This is a genomic window from Pseudomonas flexibilis (assembly GCF_000802425.1).
GTDB lineage: Bacteria > Pseudomonadota > Gammaproteobacteria > Pseudomonadales > Pseudomonadaceae > Serpens > Serpens flexibilis.
This window is the reverse complement of record NZ_JRUD01000003.1, coordinates 72,400-95,358: the sequence shown is the minus strand read 5'-3', so window position 1 is coordinate 95,358 and position 22,959 is coordinate 72,400. Positions and strand designations below refer to the sequence as shown.

The 22,959-nt window shown below is 68.0% G+C and carries 20 protein-coding genes and 2 pseudogenes; 7 read left to right on the top strand and 15 right to left on the bottom strand.

The window, feature by feature from the left end:
* The first annotated feature begins 122 nt into the window (after window positions 1-122).
* Both SF06_RS03050 and cysZ read left to right on the top strand, forming a co-directional pair.
* On the top strand, window positions 123-1,979 hold the full coding sequence (locus SF06_RS03050; RefSeq protein ID WP_052199687.1) for a sensor domain-containing diguanylate cyclase: 1,857 nt from the start codon (window positions 123-125) through the stop codon (window positions 1,977-1,979).
* Between the two features lie 135 nt (window positions 1,980-2,114).
* Window positions 2,115-2,846, top strand: a complete 732-nt coding sequence (gene cysZ / locus SF06_RS03045; RefSeq protein ID WP_175610507.1) for a sulfate transporter CysZ — start codon at window positions 2,115-2,117, stop codon at window positions 2,844-2,846.
* Between the two features lie 140 nt (window positions 2,847-2,986).
* On the opposite strand, the gene SF06_RS03040 is transcribed toward cysZ, so the two are convergent.
* The 12 genes and pseudogenes from SF06_RS03040 to SF06_RS02990 all read right to left on the bottom strand — a co-directional run bounded on the left by SF06_RS03040 (window position 2,987) and on the right by SF06_RS02990 (window position 15,359).
* A complete protein-coding gene (locus tag SF06_RS03040; RefSeq protein WP_052199686.1) occupies window positions 2,987-5,119 on the bottom strand; it encodes a response regulator in 2,133 nt (710 codons plus the stop codon).
* A gap of 105 nt (window positions 5,120-5,224) precedes the next feature.
* Window positions 5,225-6,481, bottom strand: coding sequence for an EAL domain-containing response regulator (locus SF06_RS03035; RefSeq protein WP_051587383.1), 1,257 nt, complete (start codon window positions 6,479-6,481; stop codon window positions 5,225-5,227).
* 20 nt (window positions 6,482-6,501) lie between these two features.
* On the bottom strand, window positions 6,502-7,536 hold the full coding sequence (locus SF06_RS03030) for a protein-glutamate methylesterase/protein-glutamine glutaminase (protein ID WP_037008704.1): 1,035 nt from the start codon (window positions 7,534-7,536) through the stop codon (window positions 6,502-6,504).
* Entirely contained in the window at window positions 7,536-8,384 is an 849-nt protein-coding gene (locus SF06_RS03025) for a CheR family methyltransferase (RefSeq protein ID WP_052199685.1), read from the bottom strand. Before SF06_RS03025 ends, SF06_RS03030 begins: the two co-directional genes overlap by 1 nt.
* Before the next feature lie 10 nt (window positions 8,385-8,394).
* A complete protein-coding gene (locus SF06_RS03020) occupies window positions 8,395-8,916 on the bottom strand; it encodes a chemotaxis protein CheW (RefSeq protein ID WP_039559923.1) in 522 nt (173 codons plus the stop codon).
* A gap of 9 nt (window positions 8,917-8,925) precedes the next feature.
* Window positions 8,926-9,540 (bottom strand): annotated as a pseudogene (locus SF06_RS18945) (methyl-accepting chemotaxis protein); the annotation flags it as partial.
* Between the two features lie 447 nt (window positions 9,541-9,987).
* Window positions 9,988-10,503, bottom strand: a pseudogene (locus SF06_RS18940) (MCP four helix bundle domain-containing protein); the annotation flags it as partial.
* A 56-nt stretch (window positions 10,504-10,559) separates the two neighbouring features.
* Window positions 10,560-12,539, bottom strand: coding sequence for a chemotaxis protein CheA (locus tag SF06_RS03010; protein WP_052199684.1), 1,980 nt, complete (start codon window positions 12,537-12,539; stop codon window positions 10,560-10,562).
* 15 nt (window positions 12,540-12,554) lie between these two features.
* Window positions 12,555-12,824: an STAS domain-containing protein gene (locus SF06_RS03005; protein WP_039559919.1), complete on the bottom strand. Its 270-nt coding sequence runs from the start codon at window positions 12,822-12,824 to the stop codon at window positions 12,555-12,557.
* Between the two features lie 4 nt (window positions 12,825-12,828).
* On the bottom strand, window positions 12,829-13,194 hold the full coding sequence (locus tag SF06_RS03000) for a response regulator (protein WP_027591788.1): 366 nt from the start codon (window positions 13,192-13,194) through the stop codon (window positions 12,829-12,831).
* 16 nt (window positions 13,195-13,210) lie between these two features.
* Complete coding sequence (locus SF06_RS18815; RefSeq protein ID WP_267882102.1) at window positions 13,211-13,984, bottom strand: methyl-accepting chemotaxis protein; 774 nt, start codon at window positions 13,982-13,984, stop codon at window positions 13,211-13,213.
* A gap of 544 nt (window positions 13,985-14,528) precedes the next feature.
* Complete coding sequence (locus SF06_RS02990) at window positions 14,529-15,359, bottom strand: metal-dependent hydrolase (protein WP_037009932.1); 831 nt, start codon at window positions 15,357-15,359, stop codon at window positions 14,529-14,531.
* Window positions 15,360-15,630: 271 nt separating this feature from the next.
* Here SF06_RS02990 and SF06_RS02985 point away from each other — a divergent pair, with 271 nt between their 5' ends.
* Complete coding sequence (locus SF06_RS02985; RefSeq protein ID WP_039559918.1) at window positions 15,631-16,209, top strand: acyl carrier protein phosphodiesterase; 579 nt, start codon at window positions 15,631-15,633, stop codon at window positions 16,207-16,209.
* A 76-nt stretch (window positions 16,210-16,285) separates the two neighbouring features.
* Here SF06_RS02985 and SF06_RS02980 read toward each other — a convergent pair whose 3' ends face one another.
* Together SF06_RS02980 and olsB are read right to left on the bottom strand one after the other, a co-directional pair.
* Window positions 16,286-17,098: a lysophospholipid acyltransferase family protein gene (locus SF06_RS02980; RefSeq protein ID WP_065365661.1), complete on the bottom strand. Its 813-nt coding sequence runs from the start codon at window positions 17,096-17,098 to the stop codon at window positions 16,286-16,288.
* Window positions 17,095-17,832, bottom strand: a complete 738-nt coding sequence (olsB, locus tag SF06_RS02975; protein WP_039559916.1) for an L-ornithine N(alpha)-acyltransferase — start codon at window positions 17,830-17,832, stop codon at window positions 17,095-17,097. Before olsB ends, SF06_RS02980 begins: the two co-directional genes overlap by 4 nt.
* 219 nt (window positions 17,833-18,051) lie before the next feature.
* Between olsB and gpgS the strand changes: the two genes are divergently transcribed.
* From gpgS to gpgF, 3 genes are read left to right on the top strand one after another with little or no spacing between them, the layout of a single operon-like run.
* Complete coding sequence (gene gpgS / locus SF06_RS02970) at window positions 18,052-19,167, top strand: N-acetylglucosaminyl phosphatidylglycerol synthase (RefSeq protein ID WP_027591793.1); 1,116 nt, start codon at window positions 18,052-18,054, stop codon at window positions 19,165-19,167.
* Window positions 19,160-19,918, top strand: a complete 759-nt coding sequence (gene gpgD / locus SF06_RS02965; protein WP_039559914.1) for an N-acetylglucosaminyl phosphatidylglycerol deacetylase — start codon at window positions 19,160-19,162, stop codon at window positions 19,916-19,918. Before gpgS ends, gpgD begins: the two co-directional genes overlap by 8 nt.
* The gene (gene gpgF / locus SF06_RS02960; RefSeq protein ID WP_039559912.1) at window positions 19,915-20,907 is read left to right on the top strand and encodes a glucosaminyl phosphatidylglycerol flippase; all 993 of its coding nucleotides are present in this window, start codon (window positions 19,915-19,917) and stop codon (window positions 20,905-20,907) included. Before gpgD ends, gpgF begins: the two co-directional genes overlap by 4 nt.
* 92 nt (window positions 20,908-20,999) lie before the next feature.
* Here gpgF and SF06_RS02955 read toward each other — a convergent pair whose 3' ends face one another.
* Window positions 21,000-21,941: an alpha/beta fold hydrolase gene (locus SF06_RS02955; RefSeq protein ID WP_027591920.1), complete on the bottom strand. Its 942-nt coding sequence runs from the start codon at window positions 21,939-21,941 to the stop codon at window positions 21,000-21,002.
* Between the two features lie 165 nt (window positions 21,942-22,106).
* On the opposite strand from SF06_RS02955, the gene SF06_RS02950 reads away from it, so the two are divergent.
* On the top strand, window positions 22,107-22,925 hold the full coding sequence (locus SF06_RS02950) for a hypothetical protein (RefSeq protein ID WP_039559911.1): 819 nt from the start codon (window positions 22,107-22,109) through the stop codon (window positions 22,923-22,925).
* The last annotated feature ends 34 nt before the right edge of the window (window positions 22,926-22,959 follow it).

Here is a 22,959-nt window from a genome sequence, read left to right as displayed (position 1 = left end):
CCGCCCTTGATCGGAAAAATCGCCCGTTTCAATGCCTTCCATAGTCAACCCCTATTTTTGAAGCGCGTCACAAAACAGGCATAATCCGCGCCACTTTTTACCCTCCCTGTCCGCATCCACCAATGACCCTGCGCAAGCGCCTGTCCTGGCTGTTCCTTCTCTTGTTGCTTCTGGTGCTGCTGGCGGTCAATGTGCTCGGCGAGCGCCTGCTGCTGCCCTACCTTGATCAACAGGATCAGCTACGCCTGCACCAGGCCTCCGGGCAGGTCCAGCACGCGCTGGAACAACAGGGGCGCTATCTGCTCAGCCGCCTGGACGGCTACGCCTTGCGGCTTGCCTCGGCGACTGAGGACGTACCCGCCGCGCCGGCCGAGCTGGACTTCATCCTGCGTCTTGATGACGGCGAGCCCGCGCTCAGCCTGTTTTCCCGACTGGAGATGGATCTCGCGCAGCTTGCCCTCGATGCGCCCCTGGCCGCAGCCGAGCCGCCGACCATCAGCCTGGCCTGGCGGCAGGAACAGCCGCTGATCCTGCTCGGCCTCCCGCTGCCGAACGGACAGGGCCGGCTGCTCGCCGGCCAGCGGCTCGACCCGGTGCGACTGCTCGACGAACTGCACATCGCGCCCGGGGCCGAGTTGCAACTGCTGCCGCCGGACAACGAAACCCTGGCCAGCGGAACATCGCCGGCGGCGTCTTCGCCTGTCCCGGCGATTCTGGCGCGAGGCACCGGCGTGGAAAGCACCGCGGCACAGCTGCACACCGAGCTGCACCTGCATACCCCGCAAGCGCAGGACGGCCTGCGCCTGCGGCTGAGCCTGCCTCGCCAGGCCTACCTGCAAGGCATGCAGGAACTGGCTTGCTTCATCGACTGGATACTGCGCCTCTGTGCGGGCGCCCTGCTGCTGGCCGGGCTGTGCGTGGAGTTCTGCCTGCTGCGCCGCATCCGCTTCATGCACCGGGAGATCGCCAGCATCGGCCTGAACGCCCATGCGTCGCGCCTGACGCGCCTCGGGCAGGACGAGCTGGGCCAACTGGGGCATGCCCTGAACCGCATGCTCGACCGCCTGGACAGCAGCGAGTCCCGCGACCAGGCGATCCTCGATTCCATCGACGACGGCTACTTCGAGATCGACGCCGGAAGCCGCGTCCTCACGGTCAGCCGCGGCCTGGAACGGCAGCTGGGCTGCACCGCCGAGGAGCTGCGAGGCCGAAACCTGGCGGAAATCATCGGCGTCGATGAACTGCAGCGGCTACGCCAGCAGTTCCGACAGACCATCGGCGGCAGGGTCGCGCCACGCTTCGTCGTGCCGATCCGCCGCCGTAACGGTGCTATCGGCTATTTCGAGACCCGCATCTCGCTGATCCGCGACGCCAGCGGCCGCTACTGCGGCCTGCGCGGCATCCTGCATGACATCGGCGACCAGGTCGCCTTCCAGGAGCAGCTCTATGACCTGGCCCATCGCGACCCGCTGACCGGCCTGGGCAACCGCATGGCCTTCACCGAGCAGCTCCACTATTGCTGCGACGAGGCACACGGAACGGGACGCTCGCTGGCCCTGCTGTATCTGGACCTGGACCGCTTCAAGGAAGTCAACGACCGCTACGGCCATGCCACTGGCGACGCCCTGCTGGTCGCCATCGCCGAGCGCATGCGCACCGCCGTGCGCCAGCCCGATCTGCTCTACCGATTGGGCGGCGACGAATTCACCCTGCTCGTGCCGGACGCCGATGCGGACAAGGCCGTGCTCATTGCCCAACGCCTGCATGCTGCGCTGGCCCAGCCCTACAGCTTGTCCGGCCAGCGTATCGACTTCGTGCTGCCCAGCATCGGCATCGCCCTCTATCCCCGGCACGCCAGTAGCCCGGACGCACTGATCAATGCCGCCGACGAGGCCATGTACCAGGCCAAGCTGGACGGCCTGGGCCACTGCGTCAGCCAGGCCACTCCCACTGAACAGGCCGCACTGCACGAACTGTAGGAGCGACTTCAGTCGCGAGCTTCTGGGTGGAACCGCACAAAGCAACGCGGCTAAAGCCGCTCCTACAAAGTGCGCGCTGCAATGCCTGGCACACCTTCTGGTAAAGTCGCGCGCCACCCCTTGCAGGAGATTCCCATGCCACCCGTCCTGAGCGGCCCACAGTATCTGCGCCAAGGATTGAGCCTGGTGCTCAGCCCGGGATTGCGTCTGTTCGTCCTGTTGCCCCTGCTGATCAACCTGGTCCTGTTCGCCGTGCTGATCGGCCTGGCCGTGCAGCAGTTCGGCCAGTGGGTCGACTATTTCATGCCCAGCCTGCCCGACTGGCTGGCCTTTCTCGAATACCTGCTCTGGCCGCTGTTCGTGGCGCTGGTGCTGCTGATCGTATTCTTCACCTTTACCCTGCTGGCCAACCTGATCGCCGCACCCTTCAATGGCTTCCTCGCCGAGAAGGTCGAAGTGGTGGTGCGCGGCCAGGACCCCTTCCCGGCCTTCAGCTGGGGCGAGCTGGCGGCCATGGTGCCGCGCACCCTGGGCCGCGAGCTGCGCAAACTGGCCTACTTCCTGCCACGCGTCCTGGCGCTGCTGATCCTCTCGCTGATCCCCGGCCTCAACGTGCTGGCTGCGCCGCTGTGGCTGCTGTTCGGCATCTGGATGATGGCGGTGCAGTACATCGACTACCCGGCCGATAACAACAAGCTGGGGTGGAACGAGATGCTCGACTGGCTGCGCGCCCGCCGCTGGCAGAGCCTGGGCTTTGGCGGTATCACCTACGCGGCGCTACTGGTGCCCGGCCTGAACATCCTGATGATGCCCGCCGCCGTGGCCGGCGCCACGGTGTTCTGGGTGCGCGAAGGCGGCCGGGGCTAAGCAGGCTCACGGACGAATCCGCTCCGGGAAAGCGCCGCGCTACGCCCGTGGGAGCGAATTGATTCGCGAGCTGTTGGCGCGGCGCTGGGTGGTCAAAGCATCTGCCTCCACCTGTATGATGCGGCGCCCGGCTCCGTCCGCTACACGTGCTCCAGGGCCTGGCGCAGCGCCGGGTAGAGACGCCGGAACTCCGCCTCGAACGCAGCCAGCGCCTCGGCAGAATCCTCCCCCGCCTGCAGCACCGTTTCCAGCCGGCCGCTCTGCGCCTGCAATTCCACGGCGCCCAGGGTGGCCGCCAGGGATTTGAAGCGGTGCATCAAATCGGCGGCTTCCGCCCTCTGCCCCGCGGCCAGCCGCTCGACCAACTGTTCGGGCAACGCTGCGTTCTCGTCCAGGAAGCGTCGCAGCAGGCGCAAATACAGAGGCTGATTGCCGAGCATGCGCTCCAGGGCCGCAGCCTGGTCGAGTCCGTGGATGTCCGGGAGCGGCAAGCTCCGCATTGCCTCCGGCACCGGGGCGGGTGCGGCCGGCAGCCAGCGCTCCAGCACCCTCGCCAGCTGATCCAAAGCCACCGGCTTGGCCAGGAAATCGTTCATGCCCACCGCGCGGCAGGCCTGCCGGTCGCTGTCCCGGGTGCTGCCGGTCATGGCGATCACCGGCAGCTCAGGCCAGCTCTGGCGCAGACGGCGGGTCGCTTCCAGGCCGTCCAGCACCGGCATCTGCAGATCCATGCAGACCAGGGCGATGTCCGCCTCGGCCCGCAGGCAGTCCAGCGCCTGCTGGCCATCGGCAGCCATGCGGACTTGCAGGCCGAGCAGCTGCAACAGCTCGGCGGACACCTCGCGCATCAGCGGATCGTCATCGACCAGCAGCACCGTGTGACCGGCAAAACGCCGCTGTGCCGTATCTCCGGCGGCCGCGGCAGTTTCTTCGGCAGGTGCGGTGGACATCCGGCTCAGCTCCAGCTCGAGAAAGAACAGGCTGCCTTCCCCCGGCGCGCTATGGACGCCCAGCGTGCCGCCCATCAGGCTGGCCAGCCGGGCGGAGATCGCCAAACCCAGCCCGGTGCCCGACGAGCGTTCGGCATGGCCCGGCAGCTGGCTGAACGGCTTGAACAGCAGCCCCAGGTGCTCGTTGGCGATTCCCACGCCGCTGTCCTCGACCTCGAAGCGCAGCCGCACGCGCTCCGCCCCCCCTTCCAGCAGTCGCATGCGGAAGTCGATGCGCCCGTGGCTGGTGAACTTGACGGCATTACTGGCCAGATTGATGAGGATCTGCGAGACGCGCAGCGGGTCACCGTGCAGGCTGGACGGGACCTGTGCATCCAGCTCCACGCCGACCGTCAGGCCCTTTTCGCGGGCGCCTTCGCTGACCATGTCCACCACGTTCCACACCAGCTCGGTCGGGCTGAAAGGCACCTGGGCAATCGGCAGCCGGCCGGCATCCAGCCGGCTGAAGTCGAGCACGTCGTTGACGATCTCCAGCAGGTGTTCGGCGGCCTTGCGCAGCTTATCCAGGTAGCTGTCCAGCCGGGCGTCGCGGGAACTGCGCCGGGCCAGATGGGAGAGACCGATCAGCGCGCTGAGCGGCGAGCGAATCTCGTGACTGAGATGGGCCATGAACTCGGCCTGCAGTTCGGCCTGGCGCTCGGCGTTCTCCTTGGCTTCGAGCAGCTCGCGGGTGCGCGCGTCCACCTGGTGCTCCAGGTCCGCGGTCAGCGCGCGCAGCGCGTTGGCGGTGTTGCGCAGATCGCTTTCATCAATCAGCAGGCTGCCCAGCGCGGTGATGCGCTGACTGCCATCGAAAACCGGGAAGAAAATCTGTCGGTACGCCTGGGGGCCATGCTCGGCGCTGGCCGGCAGTTCGATGCCCATCTCCTGGCGCTCGCCGCTGGCCAGTACCTCGCGCAATCCCTGCCAGGCGCGCCGACTGATCGGCGACAGCGTGGCCGGGGGTTCCGCGCGCTCCAGCGGTAGATGCGCCTGCAACACCAGCCCACCCTGTTCGTGTGGGCGATTGTCCAGCAACAGCCGGCCACGACGGTCGCGGATGCGCAGACGAATCGGCAGCTGGCGCAACAACTGCTGGTAAAGGGTCTCGCGCGCCTGGCGTCGGCGCCGGTGCCACAGGTGGGTGAACAGGAAGGTCAGCACCACCAACGGCAGGCTCGCCAGCAGCGGGTGGGTCTCCGGGCGTAGCAGACACCAGAAAACGACGACAACCGCCAGGACCAGGACGATGAAAAGCGCCAGGGCAAGCCGAGGGTTCTGCACGATGGAAGTCCTTCAGCGACGCCGCGTCGTCAGCCACCCCACCCGGTGATGGCTTTTTGACGAGACTGTAAATGGTGCCCATGCAGCAAAGTCTGTTCCAGCTGCTCAGCTCCGGAACCAGTCTTCCAGTGACGCCTTGCCGGCATGCGCGGCATGCCAGTCCAGCAGCGCCTCGCCGGGCATCGGGCGGGCGAACAGGTAGCCCTGCGCGGCGCTGCAGCCCAGGCCGCAGAGCAGCCGCACCTCGTCGATGGTCTCCACGCCCTCGGCGATGCTCGGCAATCGCAGGCGCACACTCATGTCGATGGCCGATTGCAGGATGGCCAGGCTGCGCCGGTTACGGTGCGCGCTGGTGACGAAGGCTCGGTCGATCTTCAGTTCGGTGAACGGTAACCGGGTCAGCTGTTGCAGGGTCGAGAAGCCGGTGCCGTAGTCATCGATGGACAGCCCGAAGCCGGCCAGACGCAGGCGGCCTACCGAAGCCAGGGTGGCGGCGGTGTCGTGCATCAGCGCGCTTTCGGTGACTTCCAGAATCAATTGCTCGGCGCGCGCGCCGCTGGCCTGAACGCGGGCGATCAGTTCATTGGCGAAGTTGCGGTTGGCCAGCATGCTGATATCGATGTTCACCGCCATGCTCGGCGTCCAGCCCTGCTGCTGCAGGCGCGCCGCGTCGGCCAACACCTGTTCGACGAGTTGGAACGTCAGCTCCGGCAACAGGCCGCTTTCCGTGGCCAGGGCGATGAAATCACCCGGGTAGAGCATGCCCTGGCGTGGATCCTGCCAGCGGGCCAGCACCTCGTAACCCAGCAGCTGGCCACTCTTGAGGTCGATCTTCGGCTGGTAGTAGGGCCGCATATGGCCCTGGCGCAAGGCCTCGCGCAGGCTCGGAACGGTGACGCTGACGGTCGGCCTGACGGCCTCCTCGACCGGCGGGCTCGCCAGGTTCGGCAGGTGCTGCAGCAGCCCGTGCAGATCCTTGCCGGACAGCGGCTTGGGCAGATTGCCCAGCAGGGGCAGGCGCAGGGTACGGATCATGTCGAGCACGGTGGCCACCAAGGCCTCCTCGCAGCCGCTGGAGAGCACGACCGGCGGACACAGGTCCTCCTCATGCAGTTGCAGCAGCAGCTCGATGCCGTCCATTTCCGGCATTTCCAGGTCGAGGATCAGCAGCGGCAGCGGCAGTTGCTGTTCGGCCAGACGGCGCAGCAGCGTCAGCGCCTCCCGGCCGCTGGCGGCCTGGGCAATCAGCGACAGGCCGAGGGTCTCGAGCAGCTCGGCGGCGCATTCGCGTTGCAGGGCGCTGTCGTCCACCAGCAGGACCCGGGTCTGGCGCACGGACAGGGGAAGTTCGGCAAGCTGCATCAGGGTGTATCCAGGCAGATTCAACGCCCAAAGCGGGCAATCAGTTCGGGGATGTCATCGAGGGCGCAGACGCGGCTGACCCCGCCGTGACGAATGGCCTCCTTGGGCATGCCGAAGACCACGCAGCTCTGTTCGTCCTGGGCCAGGGTCGTGGCCCCGGCCTCGTGCATTTCCTTGAGACCGCGGGCGCCGTCGTCGCCCATGCCAGTCATGATCACGCCCAGCGCGTTGCGTCCGGCCGTGCGGGCCACCGAGCGGAACAGCACGTCCACCGAGGGCTTGTGGCGCGACACCTGGGGGCCGTCCAGCACCTCCACCGCGTATTGCGCGCCGTTGCGCTTGAGCTGCAGGTGCAGGCCACCCGGGGCGATCAGCGCTTGCCCGCTGAGCACCCGGTCGTTGTTGCGCGCCTCGCGCACCTCGATCTCGCACAGGGCATTGAGGCGCTGGGCGAACAGCCGGGTGAAGTTGGCCGGCATGTGCTGGACGATCACCAGCCCCGGGCAGGTGACCGGCAGGCGGGTGAGCACCCGTTCCAGCGCCTGGGTGCCGCCGGTCGAGGTGCCGATCGCCACCACGCTGTCGGTGGTGCGCTGCAGCGGTCGCGCTGGCGCGACCACCGCCTGTGGGCGACCGGAAACCGGCCGGCGCGGCGCCAGGCGCACCTGGGCGGCGTCGCGGATCATCTGCAGGAAGTCCCGCTGGTGGGCGGCGATGAACTCGCTCATGCCACCGGCCGGCTTGGTCATGATGCCCACCGCCCCGGCATCCAGGGCATCCAGGGCCGTGCTCGAACCCTGCTCGGCCAGCGAGGAGAACACGATGGTGGCGATCGGCGCCTCGCCCATCAGCTGGCGCAGGAAGGTCAGCCCATCCATGCGCGGCATCTCGATGTCGAGGATCAGCACGTGCGGCCGCTCGCTGCGCATCTTCTGCTGCGCGAACAGCGGATCGGGCGCCGTGGCGATCACCTGGATGTCCGGCTGCCCGGAGAGCATTTCCTTGAGCAGCGAGCGCACCACCGCCGAATCATCGACGATCATCACCTTGATCATCAGGCGACTCCGCGCAGGTCGGCACGCACCGCGGCCAGCGAGGCCGGCAGCCGGTAGACGGACGGACGCACCAGTTGCACGGGGCTCTGCACGCCCTGCAGCGATTCGGAATGGCCGATGATCAGCCAGCCGCCGGGGCGCAACTGACGTAGCACCTGCTGGATCACCTGATGGCGAGTGGCGCCGTTGAAATAGATCAGTACGTTGCGCAAGAAGATGATGTCAAATTGCCCTAAATCGGCGGCGGAATCTAACAGATTGTGCTGGCAGAAGCGCACCTTCTCGCGCAACTCGCGGCGAATAAGCAACTGGCCTTCATAGTCACCGGTGCCGCGCAGGCAGAACCGCTTGAGGTATTCCTGCGGCAGCAGCTCCAGGCGCTGCAGCGGGTACAGGCCCTGACTCGCACGCTCCAGCACCCGGGTCGACAGGTCGCTGGCCAGCAGCGACCAGCCACCGTCGCCCAGCTTGTCCTGCAGCAGCATCGCCAGACTGTAGGGTTCCTCGCCGGTGGATGCCGCCGCGCACCAGACGCGCACCGGGCGCTGGCGCAGGGTCGGCAGGATCTGCGCGGCCAGGTAGCGGAAATGCTCCGGCTCGCGGAAGAAGTAGGTCTCGTTGGTGGTCAGCAGGTCGACCATGCATTGCCGTTCGACCGCCTGTTCCGGCTGCTGGAGCAGCGCGACGTAGGCGTCGTAATCGGGCAGGCCGAGGGCCTTGAGGCGGCAGTACAGCCGCCCGGCCACCAGCTGGCGCTTGCTCTCCGGCATATCGATGCCGCTGGCGCGGCGGAACGCCTCGCGGATCTGCCGATAGGCGCTGTCACTCAGCCCGTAGATGCCCGACATGCCGCCCCCGTCAGCCCGACGCGCTTTCGCGCGCCTGCTGCTGGATGTCCACCAGGCGTGCCAGCTCGTCGCCGGACAGCACCTTGTCCATGTCCAGGGCAAGCACGAACTGATCGCCCTGGCGGATCATGCCGGCGACGAAATCGGCGCGAATGCCACCGCCCAGGCTGGGCCGCATCTCCAGGTCGGCAGAGTCCACTTCCAGCACCTCGGTCACCCCGTCGACGATCACGCCGAGCAGTTGCGGACCCTCGGCGCCGGCCACCTCGACGATGACGATGCAGGTGCGCTCGGCCAGCGCGGTACGGCCACGCTCGAAACGCACCGACAGGTCGATCACCGGCACCACCGCGCCACGCAGGTTGATCACCCCGCGCAGGAACGCAGGGGTCAGCGGAATGGCGGTCATCGGCGGGCATTCGATGATCTCGCGAATGCAGGCGATGCGACAGCCGAAGGTTTCCTCGCCCAGGGTAAACATCAGGTACTGCCCGGCCTGCAGGGCCGTGCCGGCGTTGCGCTCGCTGCTCATGGGCACTCCTTAAAACGCAGTGAAGGCCGATTCGTCGACGGGCGCGCCACTGCGCTTGAAGCCCTGGCGGCGCGCGGCGGCGTGCTCCCTGGCCATGCCGGTTTCGCCAGCCTGCAAGCGGAAGAAAGTCATCATCTGCTGCAGCTGGGTGGCCTGGGCGCTCATCTCTTCCGAGGTGGCGGACAGCTCCTCGGACGCGGCGGCGTTGGTCTGGGTGGTTTGCGAGAGTTGGCCGATAGCGGCGGTGATCTGCTCCAGCCCGGCACTCTGCTCACGGGAAGCTGCGGTGATTTCCTTGACCAGGTCAGCGGTCTGGCCGATGGCCGGCACCATCTGGTCGAGCACCTGGCCGGCGTTGGCCGCCAGCTGCACGCTGGAGGAGGCCAATTCACCTATTTCCTGGGCGGCCACCTGGCTGCGCTCGGCCAGCTTGCGCACTTCGGCGGCGACCACCGCGAAGCCCTTGCCGTGGTCACCGGCGCGGGCCGCCTCGATGGCAGCGTTGAGCGCCAGCAGGTTGGTCTGGTAAGCGATGGCGTCGATGATCTTCACCTTCTCGGCGATGTCCTTCATCGCATTGACGGTTTCCTTCACGGTGCGACCGCCTTCGCGGGCCTCATTGGCCGACTTGGTGGCCATGTTGTCGGTGACCTGGGCGTTCTCGGCGTTCTGCGCCACAGTGGCGGCAATCTGCTCGATGGCGGCGCTGGTCTCCTCGACGCTGGCGGCCTGCTCGGTGGAGTTCTGGCTCAGCGTGGTGGAGGCGGCGGACACCTGCTCGGAGGCGGAGGCCAGCGCGTCGGCCGAGGAACGCACCTCGCCGATCACCTGGGTGAGGCGCTCGACCATGGACTTCATGGAGGCCAGCAGGCTGTTGTCGTTGCTGATCTGCACCTCGACGGTCAGGTCGCCGGCGGCCACCTTCTGGGCGATCGCGGTGGCGTAGTCCGGCTCGCCGCCCAACTGGCGCGTCACGTGGCGAGCCAGCAGCAGCCCCATGCCTATCGCCAGCAGCGCTGCGATCGCGATAACCACCACCAACAGCAACAGGGTCTGGCGGGCAGTCGCATTGGCGGCCTCATTGGCCTCGCCTGCCACCATGGCGTTGCGGGCGGCGAGCTCATTCACTGCGTCGTTCACGGCGAAAGATGTCTTGCGCACCGGCCCCATGACCTGCGACAGGAGACGCTCGGCCTGCTGCTCGCGAGCAAGGGTCACCGCTTGGTGGGAAGCCCCCAAATATTCGCCGTAGAGCTGCTGGATACGGTCATAAAGCTTGCTGCCTTCAGCGGACATCTTCGTCTTGGCGAGGACTTGGGCATGCGCATCCACCTCCTTCTCAAGCCGTTGCAGGGTATCGAACATCGCCAGCAAGTCCTGGCGGTCCAGCATGGGCAGCATCAGTACCCCCCGGGTGTGGGTCAGCATCGACGCGCTGGCCTTGCCCAACGCGTCGATGCCCACCAGGCGGTTGTCGTACATGTCCTGATTGATGTCAGCCATCTGCTGCAGACGCAGCACGGCCAGGACACCCACGGCCAGGGTCAGCAGGGCGCCGACGCAGAAGGCGATCACCAGCTTCTGCATGAGTTTGAGGTTGAGATACCACTGCATGAGGTGTGCTCCAGGTAAGGCTAACCAGATTAGGCGTGCTCCACGCGACGCGGCGTGGCCAGCAAGGAATTGATGTCGAGAATCAGCGCCACGCGGCCGTCGCCCAGGATGGTCGAGCCACCCAGGCCCGGCACGTTGCGCAGCATGGGGTTGAGCGGCTTGATCACCGCCTGCAGTTCGCCGGCGAAGCGGTCGACGACGATGCCGGTGCGTTGCTGGCCGTGCTGGACCACCACCAGGCACTCGCGGGCCGCGGGGTCGCGGGGCAGCTCGAACAGTTCGGCCAGGCGCACGTAGCTGAGCGGCGTGCCGCGCAGGCTCATCACCTGCCGCGCGCTGGCGTTGGCCGGCAGCTCCAGGCACTCGACCACCTGTTCCAGCGGGATCACGAAATGCGCCTCGCCAACGACCACCTGGAAACCGTCGATGATCGACAGCGTCAGCGGCAGGCGGATGCGGAAGCAGGTGCCCTGGCCCAGGGTCGACTGAATTTCGAGGGTGCCGCGCATGGCTTCGATGCTGCGGCGCACCACATCCATGCCCACACCGCGTCCGGACAGGTCGGTGACCTGCTCGGCCGTGGAAAAGCCGGCCTCGAAGATCATCGCGAAGACACCCTGTTCGTCGAGCAGCGTCTCCGCGCCGATCAGCCCGCGCTCGATGGCGCGGGCGCGAATCTTCGCGGCGTTCAGGCCGCGGCCGTCATCGCTGACCTCGATGACCACCGAACCGGATTCGTGGTAGGCGTTGAGCAGCAGGCGACCGCGCGCCGGCTTGCCGGCGGCCTGGCGCGCCTCGACCGGCTCGATGCCGTGGTCCAGGGCATTGCGCACGATGTGCATCAGGGGGTCGGCGAGCTTGTCGATCAGGGTCTTGTCCAGCTCGGTCTCGGCGCCCCGGATCTGCAGTTCGACATCCTTGCCCAGGTCGCGCGCCACGTCGCGCACCACGCGCGGGAAGCGCTGGAACACCTCGTTGATCGGTGCCATGCGCAGCTTCAGCGCGCGATCGCGCAGTTGTTCGATGAAGCCGTCCACTTCCTCGACAAAGGTTTCCACCGTCTCGCGGGCGGACGTGAGGCTGAGGGTGCGGCAGCGCGCCGAGCGGGTCACTAGCTCGCCCACCGCGTCGATCAGCTGGTCGAGCTTGCGGGCATCGACCTTGATCATGCTCTGCTCGTCGCGCCGCGCGGCGCGCTCCCCGGAGGCGGCCGGCGCCGCGGGGGCGCTTGCCGGGGCGGCGGACTCGACGGGCGCCGGCTCGCTGGCCTCTGGAGCTTCCGGCGCCTCGGCGACGATGGCTTCCAGCGGCTCCAGGCTGATGTCGCAGTCTTCCTGGATGAACTCCAGGGCCTGCGTCAGCGCCTCGCGGCTGGCGGTCGTGCGCAGCAGCAGGTCGACCTTGAAGTAGCAGGTCTCCGGATCGATGTCCTCGAGGCTGGGAATCAGCTCGCGGTCCAGGGCCAACTCCAGCAGCTCGCCCATGCCGACCAGGTACTGGATGAACGGCAGCGGGTCCAGGCCGTGATGGAACAGCTCGGGGTGGCAATGAATGCCGATCAGCCAGTCCTGCGCCTCGCTGCCCGCCGGCACGCCCGCCAGGGGCTTGAGCGCCTGCACGCTGCCCAGGTAGTCCTCCAGGGCGGCGATCAGTTCGGCGCGCTGGGCCGGGTCGGGGTCTTCATCGTCCAGGCCTTCGGCGACCTTGTCGAACAGCCGGCTCAGGTAGTCGCCGCAGCGCAACAGCAGGCTGATCAGCGCCCCGCCCATCGGCTGCTCGCCGCTGCGCACGCGCACCAGCAGGCTTTCCAGCAGATGGGTGAAGCTGACCACCCGTTGCAGGTTGAACATGCCCGACGAACCCTTGAGGGTATGGGCCGCGCGGAAGATGGCGTTGATTCGCTCGCCGTCCAGGCCCTGGGCCTCGATGTCGAGCAGGGTGTGCTCGTAGGTGGCCAGCAACTCGCGGGCTTCCTCGAGCAGCACGTTGCGTACCGCTTGAATATCCATGAGTTTCTCCGCCGCTCAGTCGATGAAATCCGCAAGACGCAGCAGGTCCACCACCTGGGAAACCGCCGGGCTCGGCTCGACCAGGCTCAGGCGCGGCCAGCAGCGCTTGACGGACAGCAGCAACTGCAGCCCGGCCGTGTCCAGCTCGGTGATGCCGCGCAGGTCGAGGCGCTCGGGCCGATTCTCCATGATCTGCTGCAGCAGCAGGCCCTTGAGCTCGGCGGCGCGTTCGATGGTGAAGGCGCCACCCAGTTGCAGCACGGCGTTGGGATCGCTGGGCGTCATGGGTTCAGATCACCAGCTTGGAAACGGCGTCCAGCAGCATCGCCGGCTGGAACGGCTTGACCATCCAGGCGCGCACGCCGGCGGCCTTGCCCTGCTGCTTCTTGTCTTCGCTGCCTTCGGTGGTGAGCATGATCACCGGGGTGAAGCGGTAGCCGGCCACCTGCTTGGCGGCCTGAACGAAGGCGATGCCGTCCATGTTGGGCATGTTCACGTCGGAGACGATCAGGTTGATCTTGCGGCCGTCCAGCTTGCCCAGCGCGTCCTTGCCATCGGTGGCCTCGATGACGCTGTAACCGGCGCCCTTGAGGGTCAGGCCGATCATCTGGCGCATGCTGGCGGAGTCGTCCACGACCAGGATTGTCTTGCTCATCGAATGCTCCTTTGAATCAGAAGAAGGTGACGGAGGAGGAAGCGGCGGCCGCACTGTTGCGCCGGCCGTCGTGCAGCGCCTGCTGCTCCAGCGTGGTGTAGGTGCCGGCCAGGCGCTTGAGCCACTGCTCGACGCCGAGGCCGGCCAGATCGCACTCGGCCAGGTCGCGGGCGCAGGCCTGCAGGCGCTCCATGTCGGCAGTGACGTGGCTGATGATCTGGTCGACGCGGTCCTGGAACTGCAGGTTGACGATCAGCTGGGCCAGGTCGTGCTCGATCTGCCCGCGCTCGTCGCGCAGTTGCTGCAGCGAGTCCTGCAGCGCGCGGCTGGTGTCGGCGAACTGGGCGACGATCTGCTCGGCCAGTTGGCTGGAGTCGCTGACCAGCGCCTGCTCGCGCTCGGCGAAGGATTGCGACAGGGTCTCGGCCTTGTGGATGGCGTCGGTCACGGTCTTCACCGTCTCGCGAATCTGCTTGCCGGCCTCGCCGGACTGGTTGGAGAGCTTGCGCACCTCGTCGGCGACCACCGAGAAACCGCGCCCGGCATCGCCGGCGCGGGCCGCTTCGATGGCGGCGTTCAGGGCCAGCAGGTTGGTCTGGTCGGCGATCTCGCCGACCTGTTCGGCCATGCGTCGCAATTGGTTGGTGTGGCCGGCGATGCCGAGGATTTCGCTGACCAGGCTGGCGCGGTACTGCTGGGTCTGGCGCAGGGCCTCGACCAGGCTCTGCAGGCCCTGCTCGGCCTGGTCGATGGCGGCAATGGCGCGATTGCCCAGCTCGCCACCGGCCATCTGGTCGCCGGCCAGCAGGCGCTGGTTGAGACCGCTGAAGCCGCTGCCCAGGTTGCCGATGGCATCGCCCATCTGCTGACGGGCCAGCCCCAGGTGGCGGTTCCACATCGGCACCACGCTGCCAGTCAGCGCCTGCAAGCGCTGCAGGCGCTCGGTCTGCTCCGGGTCCGGGAGATCAGCTGCGGGTTGCGACTCCTCCCGCACGCCCGCCGGGGAACGGCCGACCCAGAGCAGTAGCCCCGCCAGGGCGGCCGCCCACAACAGGCCCTGCCACCAGACCGACGCCAGCCAGGTGCAGATCAACAGGTTGAGAACGGCCAGGGCCGCGAGAGCAACAACAGAAGAATTCCGGGGAGGCATGCGCAGTCGATTCCTGCATCGCAGATCACACAATCAACTGGCATTGTGACATCACGCACATCTCGGGCGCGTGAGTAGAACCACCTATGTCGGGTGAATTCTTTGTGACAGACGGGACATGGTCAGGTCAGCAGAGCCGGCTGGCACACCGTGGGGCGGGTGTTTGACCGCCCCACGGGTTCAACTAGCCCCGCCCGAGCACCTCGCCGGCAAATTCTTCCTGATAGCGGACCATCAAGGCCCGGTTGTCGTGCTGCCAGGGATGGAAATCGCGCCGGTAGAAGTCCAGGTAATCGCGCACCAGCGGCCGGAAGATGCCGCGCCGTCCCCACAGCCAGCCCAGGCCATCGCGCCAGACACCCCAGTTCCAGAGCAGGCCGTCGCGGCGCAGGAAATGGATCAGCCCGCGCGTGGTGTCCCAGGTAAAGAAGATCGTGCTCTGCAGCATCGCCCGGCGGCGCAGCCAGGGACTGCCGCAGACCTGCAGGTAGAGATCGAATGCCACCGCCTTGTGCTCGGTTTCCTCCAGCGCGTGCCAGCGCCACAGGCGCGCCAGGCGCGGGTCGGCGCCTTCCATCCAGTCCGGGTTGGACAGCAGGGCGTTGGCCATGATGGCGGTCAGGTGTTCCACCGCGCAGGTGGCGGCGAGTTGCAGGCGATCCGGCAGGTGGCGCTGAATGAACGCCAGCCGTCGTTTCAGCCGGCGCTCGATGGCGTCGATGTCATAGCCCAGCTCGCGCAGGCGCTGGCTGTACTCCAGGTGTTCGCGGCTATGGTGGCCTTCCTGGCCGATGAAGCCGCGAATCTGTTCCTTCAGTTCGTCATCGGTGACTTGCTCACGGAACAGCCGTACCGAATCGATGAAGAAGCGCTCGCCATCGGGGAACAGCACCGACATGGCGTTGAACAGATGACTCTTGAAGGCATTGCCACCGTGCCAGTGGCGCGGCAGCGGATCCGGCAGGCCGGACGCCAGACGACGGGGGCGGATGTGCAGATCGGTCGGTTGGGACATGGCGGACGCTCACGCAAGACGGTCGAGAGTAGTCAACGCCAATTGGACCCGGCGCGGAGCCGGTCTTTCGCATGGATTGCTCGCGCAGCGTCGGTCTCCGCCGCGTCCCGCCCCGTAGGGTGGAAAACTCGCGCAGCGATTTTCCACTGCCCGACCGTGCGCAAAGCCCGGTAGACAAGGCTGCGCCGTTGTCCACCCTACGAACCGGGACCTCCCGGCCGCCTGACCATCGGCATGCGCGCCGCGCATCCACGCGGTAAGCTGCCGCCCCATGAACTACCTCGCCCACCTGCACCTCGGCGGCCCCGCGCCGGCCCAGTTGCTCGGCAGCCTGTACGGCGATTTCGTCAAGGGACCGCTGGCCGGGCGCTTTGCCGCCGACATCGAGGCGGCGATCCGTCTGCACCGGCGCATCGATGCCTTCACCGACAGCCATCCGGCGGTGCTGGCCGCCCGTGCGCGCTTCCCCGCCGAGCGGCGGCGCACCTCGGGCATCCTGCTCGACCTGTTCTTCGATCATTGCCTGGCGCGGGCCTGGGATGACTACGCCGGCGAATCCCTGCCGCAGTTCACCGGGCGCGTGTACCGGGTGCTGGCGGTGACCCCGGAGCTGCCCGGCCACCTGGCGCTGATCGCCCCGCGCATGGCCGCCCAGGACTGGCTGGGCAGCTACCGCCATTTCGACACGTTGCCTCGGGTGGTCGATGCCATGCGCCGCCGCCTGTCGCGCCCGCAGCTGCTGGACGCTGCGGAAGATGAGCTGGCACGCCTTTACGACCCGCTGTGGGAGGACTTTCGCGCGTTCTATCCGCAATTGATGCGTTTCGCCGAAGAGCAGCGGTCGGCGTAGGGCAGTCAGCGCCTTCCTGGCCGCCAGACAGAACCCGCGGCCACCGCCATGGTGGGCAAGAACAACGTTGCCCACCCTACGCCGGCCTGCATGCACCGTCTCCCCTCTCCCTCGACGGGAGAGGGGCCGGGGGAGAGGGTGGCACCCTCAGCCCCAACGCTTCGGCCACTGCCTGCCGGCTCAGCCGCGCCAGCTCGTCCCGGCTCCTGCCGCGACTGTCAATAGGCGGCAGCAGATGGATATGCACCTCAGCCACTTCGGCGCCGAGCAGGCGCAGCAGGTGGCCGGGCAGCTCATCGTCGCCGATGAACGGCGCCAGAGGGTCGATGCGCCCGCCACGCAGATAACGAATGGCCACCGGCTGCAGCGGCACACCGGCCTGCGTGGCACTGCCCAGCAGGCGACCGTGAAAGGTACGCACCTGCGTGCCGTCCGTGCTGGTGCCTTCCGGGAACAGCGCCAGCGCGCCGGGTCGGCCCAGGCGCTCGGCGAGTTGCTCGGCTACTTTCGCGCCGTCGCCGTTGCCCCGACGAATGAACAGCGTGCCGCCCTGCTCGGCCAGCCAGCCGAGCAGCGGCCAGCCGCGCACTTCCGCCTTGGCCAGGAAGGCCAGTGGCAGCAGCTGGCCGAGCAGCGGGATATCGGTCCAGGACACATGGTTGCCGACCCACAACCGTGGCTCATGCGGCACCTCGCCGATCAGCGTGACGCGAAACGGCAGGGCCGCCGCCAGCGCGGCGTGGAAACGCCGGGTCAGGCGCAGACGCAGGGCCAGGCGATCGCCGCGCCACAGCGGCTCGACCAGCGCCAGCAGCAGGGAGAACAGCACACCCAGCAACAGCACCGCGACCAGGCGCGGCAGGCGCCAGGCCAGCCGCAGCCGCCTCATACCGCGGCCTTGAAGTGTCGGGCGTAGCGCGGGCAGAGGTCTTCGCGGCGCAGCAGGATGAACAGGTCGGCGACCTGAAAGTCCGGGTCCCAGCAGGGCTCGCCACAGATCTTCGCGCCCAGGCGCAGGTAGGCCTTGAGCAGCGGCGGCAACTCGGCCACCAGGTTGTCGGGCAGCGCCATGTCCAGCGCCGGCAGCGGATTGAGCGGTTCGGCGCGCAGGTGCTCGTGGCACAGGTAGCTGTCGCGCAGGCGCTGCATCACCGCACGCGCCTGGATGCCGCCGTCGCGCATCGGGATGCTGGCGCAGCCCATCAGGTAGCGGTAGCCGCCCTCGTTGAGGATTTCCGCCAGTTCGCTCCACAGCACGCCGATGGTCGCGCCGTTGCGATAGGCGGCATCCACGCAGGTGCGGCCGATCTCCAGCAGCGGCCCCTGGCTCAGCGCCGGACCGCGCAGGCGGAATTCCCCTTCGCTGTAGAAGCGCCCCAGGCCGCGCGCCGCCTGGTGGTCGAGCAGGCGGGTGGTGGCCACCAGCGCACCGCTGTCCAGGTCGCGCACACCGATGTGCAGGCAGTGGGGATCGTAATCGTCGCGATCCAGCCCCTCGTCGGCACCCGGCAGGTGGGCCTCGAAGGCCTGGCTGAACACGCGATAACGCAGGGCCTGGGCTTCGCGCAGCTGATCGTCACCGCTCAGGCGCACGGCCTGCAGGCGGCTGGGGGAACGCAACATGCTTGTCTCCTTGGCCGGCTTCTCCGCCGGTCGGGCAGTGTGGGCAAGGGCGATGCTAGGGAGGGCCGGTGTCGGGGCGGTGACAGCGGCATGACGGCGGCGTGACAAAGCCCGAAGGGTGCGAGGTTCGCGTCTAAGCTTCGGTCTTGAAGGAAGAGAGCCTTCGAACACCCGCTGTCCGGCACGGTCAATCGAAGCGGATCGCAACGGAGGAATGCTGTGCATATCGCTGACATGACGATGTTCTACGCGCCGGCCAGCGGCGGAGTACGCACCTATCTGGACGCCAAGCACCGCCGCCTGTGCGCCTACCCCGGCGTGCAGCACAGCCTGCTGATTCCGGGCGACAGCTACAGCCAGCACGACGGCATCTACCGCATCCCCACCCCGCCGCTGCCCTTCGCCCGGGGCTACCGCTTTCCCATACGCCGCACGCCGTGGCGTAACCTGCTGCGCGCGCTGCAGCCGGACCTGATCGAGGTCGGCGACCCCTACCTGACCGCCTGGGCGGCGCTGGACGCCGGTCGGCGCCTGGACGTGCCGGTGATCGGCTTCTATCACTCGGACCTGCCGCGTCTGGTGCGCAACCGCATCGGCCCCTGGCTGGACACCAACCTGGACGCCTATATCGCCCGCCTGTATGGCAATTTCGAACGCGTGCTGGCGCCCAGCCAGGTGATGGCCGACAAACTTCGGCGGCTGGGCGTGACGCAGGTTCACGTGCAGCCGCTGGGCGTCGACCTGGACACCTTCCACCCGCGCCACCGTGACGAGGGCCTGCGACGCCAGCTGGGCCTGGACGACGCGACCCGGCTGCTGATCTTCGCCGGGCGCGGCTCGCGGGAAAAACGCCTGCCGGTGTTGCTGGACTGCGCACAACGCCTGGGGCATCCCTTCCACCTGCTGCTGGTCGGCTCCGGCATGCCCACCCGGGTGCCGGCCAATGTCACGGTGATCAACCACTTCTGCCCCGCCACCGAGGTGGCGCGGCTGATGGCCAGCAGCGACGCGCTGCTGCACGCCGGCAACCAGGAAACCTTCGGCCTGGTGGTGCTGGAGGCCATGGCCAGCGGCATCCCGGTGGTAGCGGTGCGCGCCGGGGCGCTGGCCGAGATCGTACCCCCGCACTGCGGGCAGCTGTGCCGGCCCAACGACGGCGCCTCCATGGCCCAGGCCGTGCGGATGCTGTTCGAAGGCGATCCCCGGCAACTGGGCAGCCAGGCCCGCCGGCATGTGGAGCGTCACTATTCCTGGGACACGGTGGTCGCCGGCCTGCTGGGCCATTACCGCGCCGTGCTGGGCGTTACAGAACTGCCGGCGGTGGTGCATGGCTGAGCGGCACCTGCTGATCGTCCTGCATGACGTGGCGCCACCCGGCTGGCCGCAGTACCGGCCGTTCGTGGAGGCGCTCGACCAGCTCGGTCCGCTGCCCCTGAGCTGGCTGGTGGTGCCCAACTTCCACCATCGCCACCCCCTGCAGGCGAGTCCGCTGCGCAACATCCTCGAACAGCGCCTGGCGCGGGGCGACGAGCTGATCCTGCATGGCTTCCATCACTGCGACGACGAACCGCCGCCGCGCGATCCGCGCGACTGGTTCATGCGCCGCGTCTACACCCGCGAGGGCGAGTTCTTCCGTCTCGATGAACAGCGCGCCGGCGAGCGCCTGGCCCGAGGCGTCGAGCTGTTTAAGCGCCTCGGCTGGCCGCTGCAGGGGTTCGTCGCCCCGGCCTGGCTGATGAGCGCCGGCACGCGGCGCGCCCTGGCCCGCAGCGGGCTGCGCTATACCAGTGATCCACGCAGCCTGCTGCTGCTGCCCAACTTCACCGCGCTGCCTGCGCCGACGCTGGTGTGGACCAGTCGCAGTGCCTGGCGGCGCGGCCTGTCCCAGGCCTGGTGCGCAGCCCAGTTGCGGCGCTACCAGCAGGCGCCGGTGTTGCGTCTGGCGCTGCATCCGGAGGATCTGCGCCACCCCAGCGGGCGGGCCTTCTGGCTGGCCACCGTGCGCCGTCTGCTCGACAGCGGCCGCATCCCCCTGACCAAGGCGGCCTGGCTGGAGCATTGCAGGACGCAGCGAGCGGCCGCATGAAGCGCGGACTCTGGCTCCTGGCCTGTGCACTGCTGGCCGCCGCGCTGGTGCCTCTGCTGCTGGGCGGCAGCGGGCTGTGGGAGCGCCTGCGCACCTTTCCCCCGGGGCTGTTGCTGGCGATGCTGGGCATGATCCTCGTGGGCTGGAATCTCAACGCGCTGCGCCTGCGCCTGCTGCTGGTCGGTCGGCCGATGGGCCAGGGCCGTGCGCTGGGCGTGGTGATGGCCACGGAGTTCGCCATCTGCGCCACGCCGGCCGGCGCCGGCGGCCCGTTGACCCTGATGGCGCTGCTGATGCGCCACGGCCTGCGGCCGGCCCAGGGCACGGCGATCTTCACCGTCGAACAACTGGGCGATCTGCTGGTGTTCGCCTGCGCGCTGCTGGGCATCCTCTGCTATGCGCTGTTCAACGCGCTGAGCTCGCGCCTGGGCTGGATGCTCGGTGCCAGCCTGCTCCTGTTGATCAGCGGGCTGACACTGGCCTTCCTGCTGGCCTGGAACCACCGCCGCCTCTTGCGCATCTTTGGCCATCTGCTGGCGCGACTGGGCGTGCCCTGGCGGCGGCGCGTGCACTGGGGGCGCAAGGTACTGGGCTTTCGCAATGCGCTGCAGGACAGCCTGCGACTGCCGCGCCGGGTGCTGCTGGGGGTGTTCGTGCTCACCGCGTTGCACTGGCTGCTGCGCTACAGCGTGCTCTACCTGACCCTGCAGGGCCTGGGCAGCACGCTGCCCTGGGCCTGGACGGTGCTGGTCCAGGTGCTGGCGCTGGGCGCCGGCCAGCTGAGCCTGCTACCTGGCGGCGCCGGCAGCGCCGAACTGGCCTCGGTGGCGCTGCTCGCTCCGCTGGTGGGCAAGTCCAGCGCGGCGGCGGCAATCATCATCTGGCGGGGCGTCACCTATTACTTCTACCTGATCGCCGGCGCCCCGCTGTTCCTGCACCTGGCCGGCCGACCGCTGCTGCGCCGGCTGGTGCGGTTTCGCCAGTCGTGACCGCCGCAGGGCTGGTCGAGGCCACCAGGTTTACGCCGGCAGACGGAGTTTCGGCAGATGCCGAGGTCCCCGGCCCCACAGCGGCCAGCGCCCTAGCGCTTCGCGCCGAGGAAATTCAGCGCATCCAGGGCGCTGCGTTCGGGGATTTCCTCCATCGGCACATGCCCCACGCCGGCATACACCTTCACCTGCACACCCGGCAGGTCGCGCTTCCACAGGGCCACCTGCTCCGGCGCGATCCAGCGGTCCCGGTCGCCCCACATGAGCAGGGTCGGCACACCGATGCGCGCCACCCGCTCGGCGGTGTCCTTGCGGCTGCGGTTCAGGCGCACCAGCAGGCGGAAGATCTCCATCATGGCGCGGCGATTGCCGGGCCGGCGAGTCAGCTCGTAATAGCGATCGGGCACGCCCGGCTGGATACGGCTGCGATCCCCGTAGACTTCCTTCACGCCCTGGGCGATCAAGGCGCGGGGCATCCACAGCGGCATGGCCCAGGTGGCGCCCGGCAGGCTGGCGGCGGCGATCATCCAGGGAATCCTTCGCATCGGGTAGCCGACCGGATCGAGCAGCACCAGCCGATCCACCCGTTCGGGCTGTTCCAGGGCGTAGCTCCAGGCAAGGTAGCCGCCCAGCGAGTTGCCGACCAGGGTCGCCCGCTCGACCCGCAGATGATCGAGCAACAGCCCCAGCACCTTGCGCATGCGCTCCTCGGAGTACCCGCCGGGCGCCGGACCGGTGAGACCGAAACAGGGCAGGTCGAAGCGAATCACCCGGTAATGGCGCGAAAAGGCCTTCACCCAGCCGTCCCAGGTATGCAGCGAAGCCACCACCCCGTGCATCATCACCACCACCGGCTGGTCGGGGTGGCCTTCATCGCGGTAGTGCACCGCAAAGCCGTCCAGCTCCACATAACGCGAACCGCTGGCCGGGTGGCCGTAGCGGGCCTTGAGCGCGGGCAGGGGCAGCTCGCCGAAGCCCAGGCGGGCGACGCCGCTGGCCAGGGGCGGCGTCAGGGTGGAACTGGAAGCGGGCATGGCATTCTCCTTGTGAGCCGGCAGCGAACGGAAGGCACGGTGTACCCGTGCCATCGGCATCACAGCACGGAAAAAAACACCCATGAGCCCAACCGAAGGACGGGATGACGCTGCGCGCCAGGCTGGATAAGCTGCCCCGGTCGGAAACGAGCCACGGATTGCCCCATGCCGCGCCCCCATAACGCCCTGCTCGCCCTGGTGCTGCTGCTTGTGCTGAGACCGCTGGCCGCTACGGAGTTGTACTTTCTCGGCGAGCCGATCCCCGACATCCAGCGCCCCTGGAGCAGCGAGGACTACCGCCAGTTGCTGGACACCCTGCGCAAGGTGCAGGGCAGCCAGGCCGACGCCCTGCCCCGGCGCGGCGGCGAATTCACCGGGCCGCTCTACCAGCGCATGGTCAATCCCGAGAACTTCCGCCCGCAACTGAACATCTACGTGGCCCTGGAGCAGCGTCAGGAGCAGGCGCGGGACATCCTGCTACACCTGCGCGAACTGCTGCGCCTGTACCTGGATTTCAAGGCCGCGCAGCAGCCCTACGCCAGCGAGGCGCTGGGGCTGATGAGCCATTCGCTGCGCCAGCAGGCGGTGCTGTTCACCCTGACGGTGGAGTTCTGGATGACGCTGTCGGAGGAGGAGCGACGAAGCCCGGTGCGCCTGCAGGGCCTGCGCGACACCAAGGAAGCCGCCGCCCAGCTGACCCGCAGCGCCCTGGATTTCCTGGACATGACCCGGCAGTTCGGTGCCGCCGAGCTTGAGCAGTACGCCAGCGAGCTGAGCGGCCAGTTGCCGGAGCTGTTCGTGCACCTGCCGGCCCCGGCGCGCGCCGAGGTCCTGGCGCGCCTGGACAGCCTGGCGAGGGAACATCCGCTGGCCGCGGTGCGCGACCGCCTCAATGCGCTGCAACCGACCCTGCTGGCCATCGAGGACGACATGCGCGCCAAATCGACCGGCGCCGAACCCATCCTGACCGGAGCACTGCCATGACGTAGGACGATCGGCGCTTTACCGGCCGGAGCGC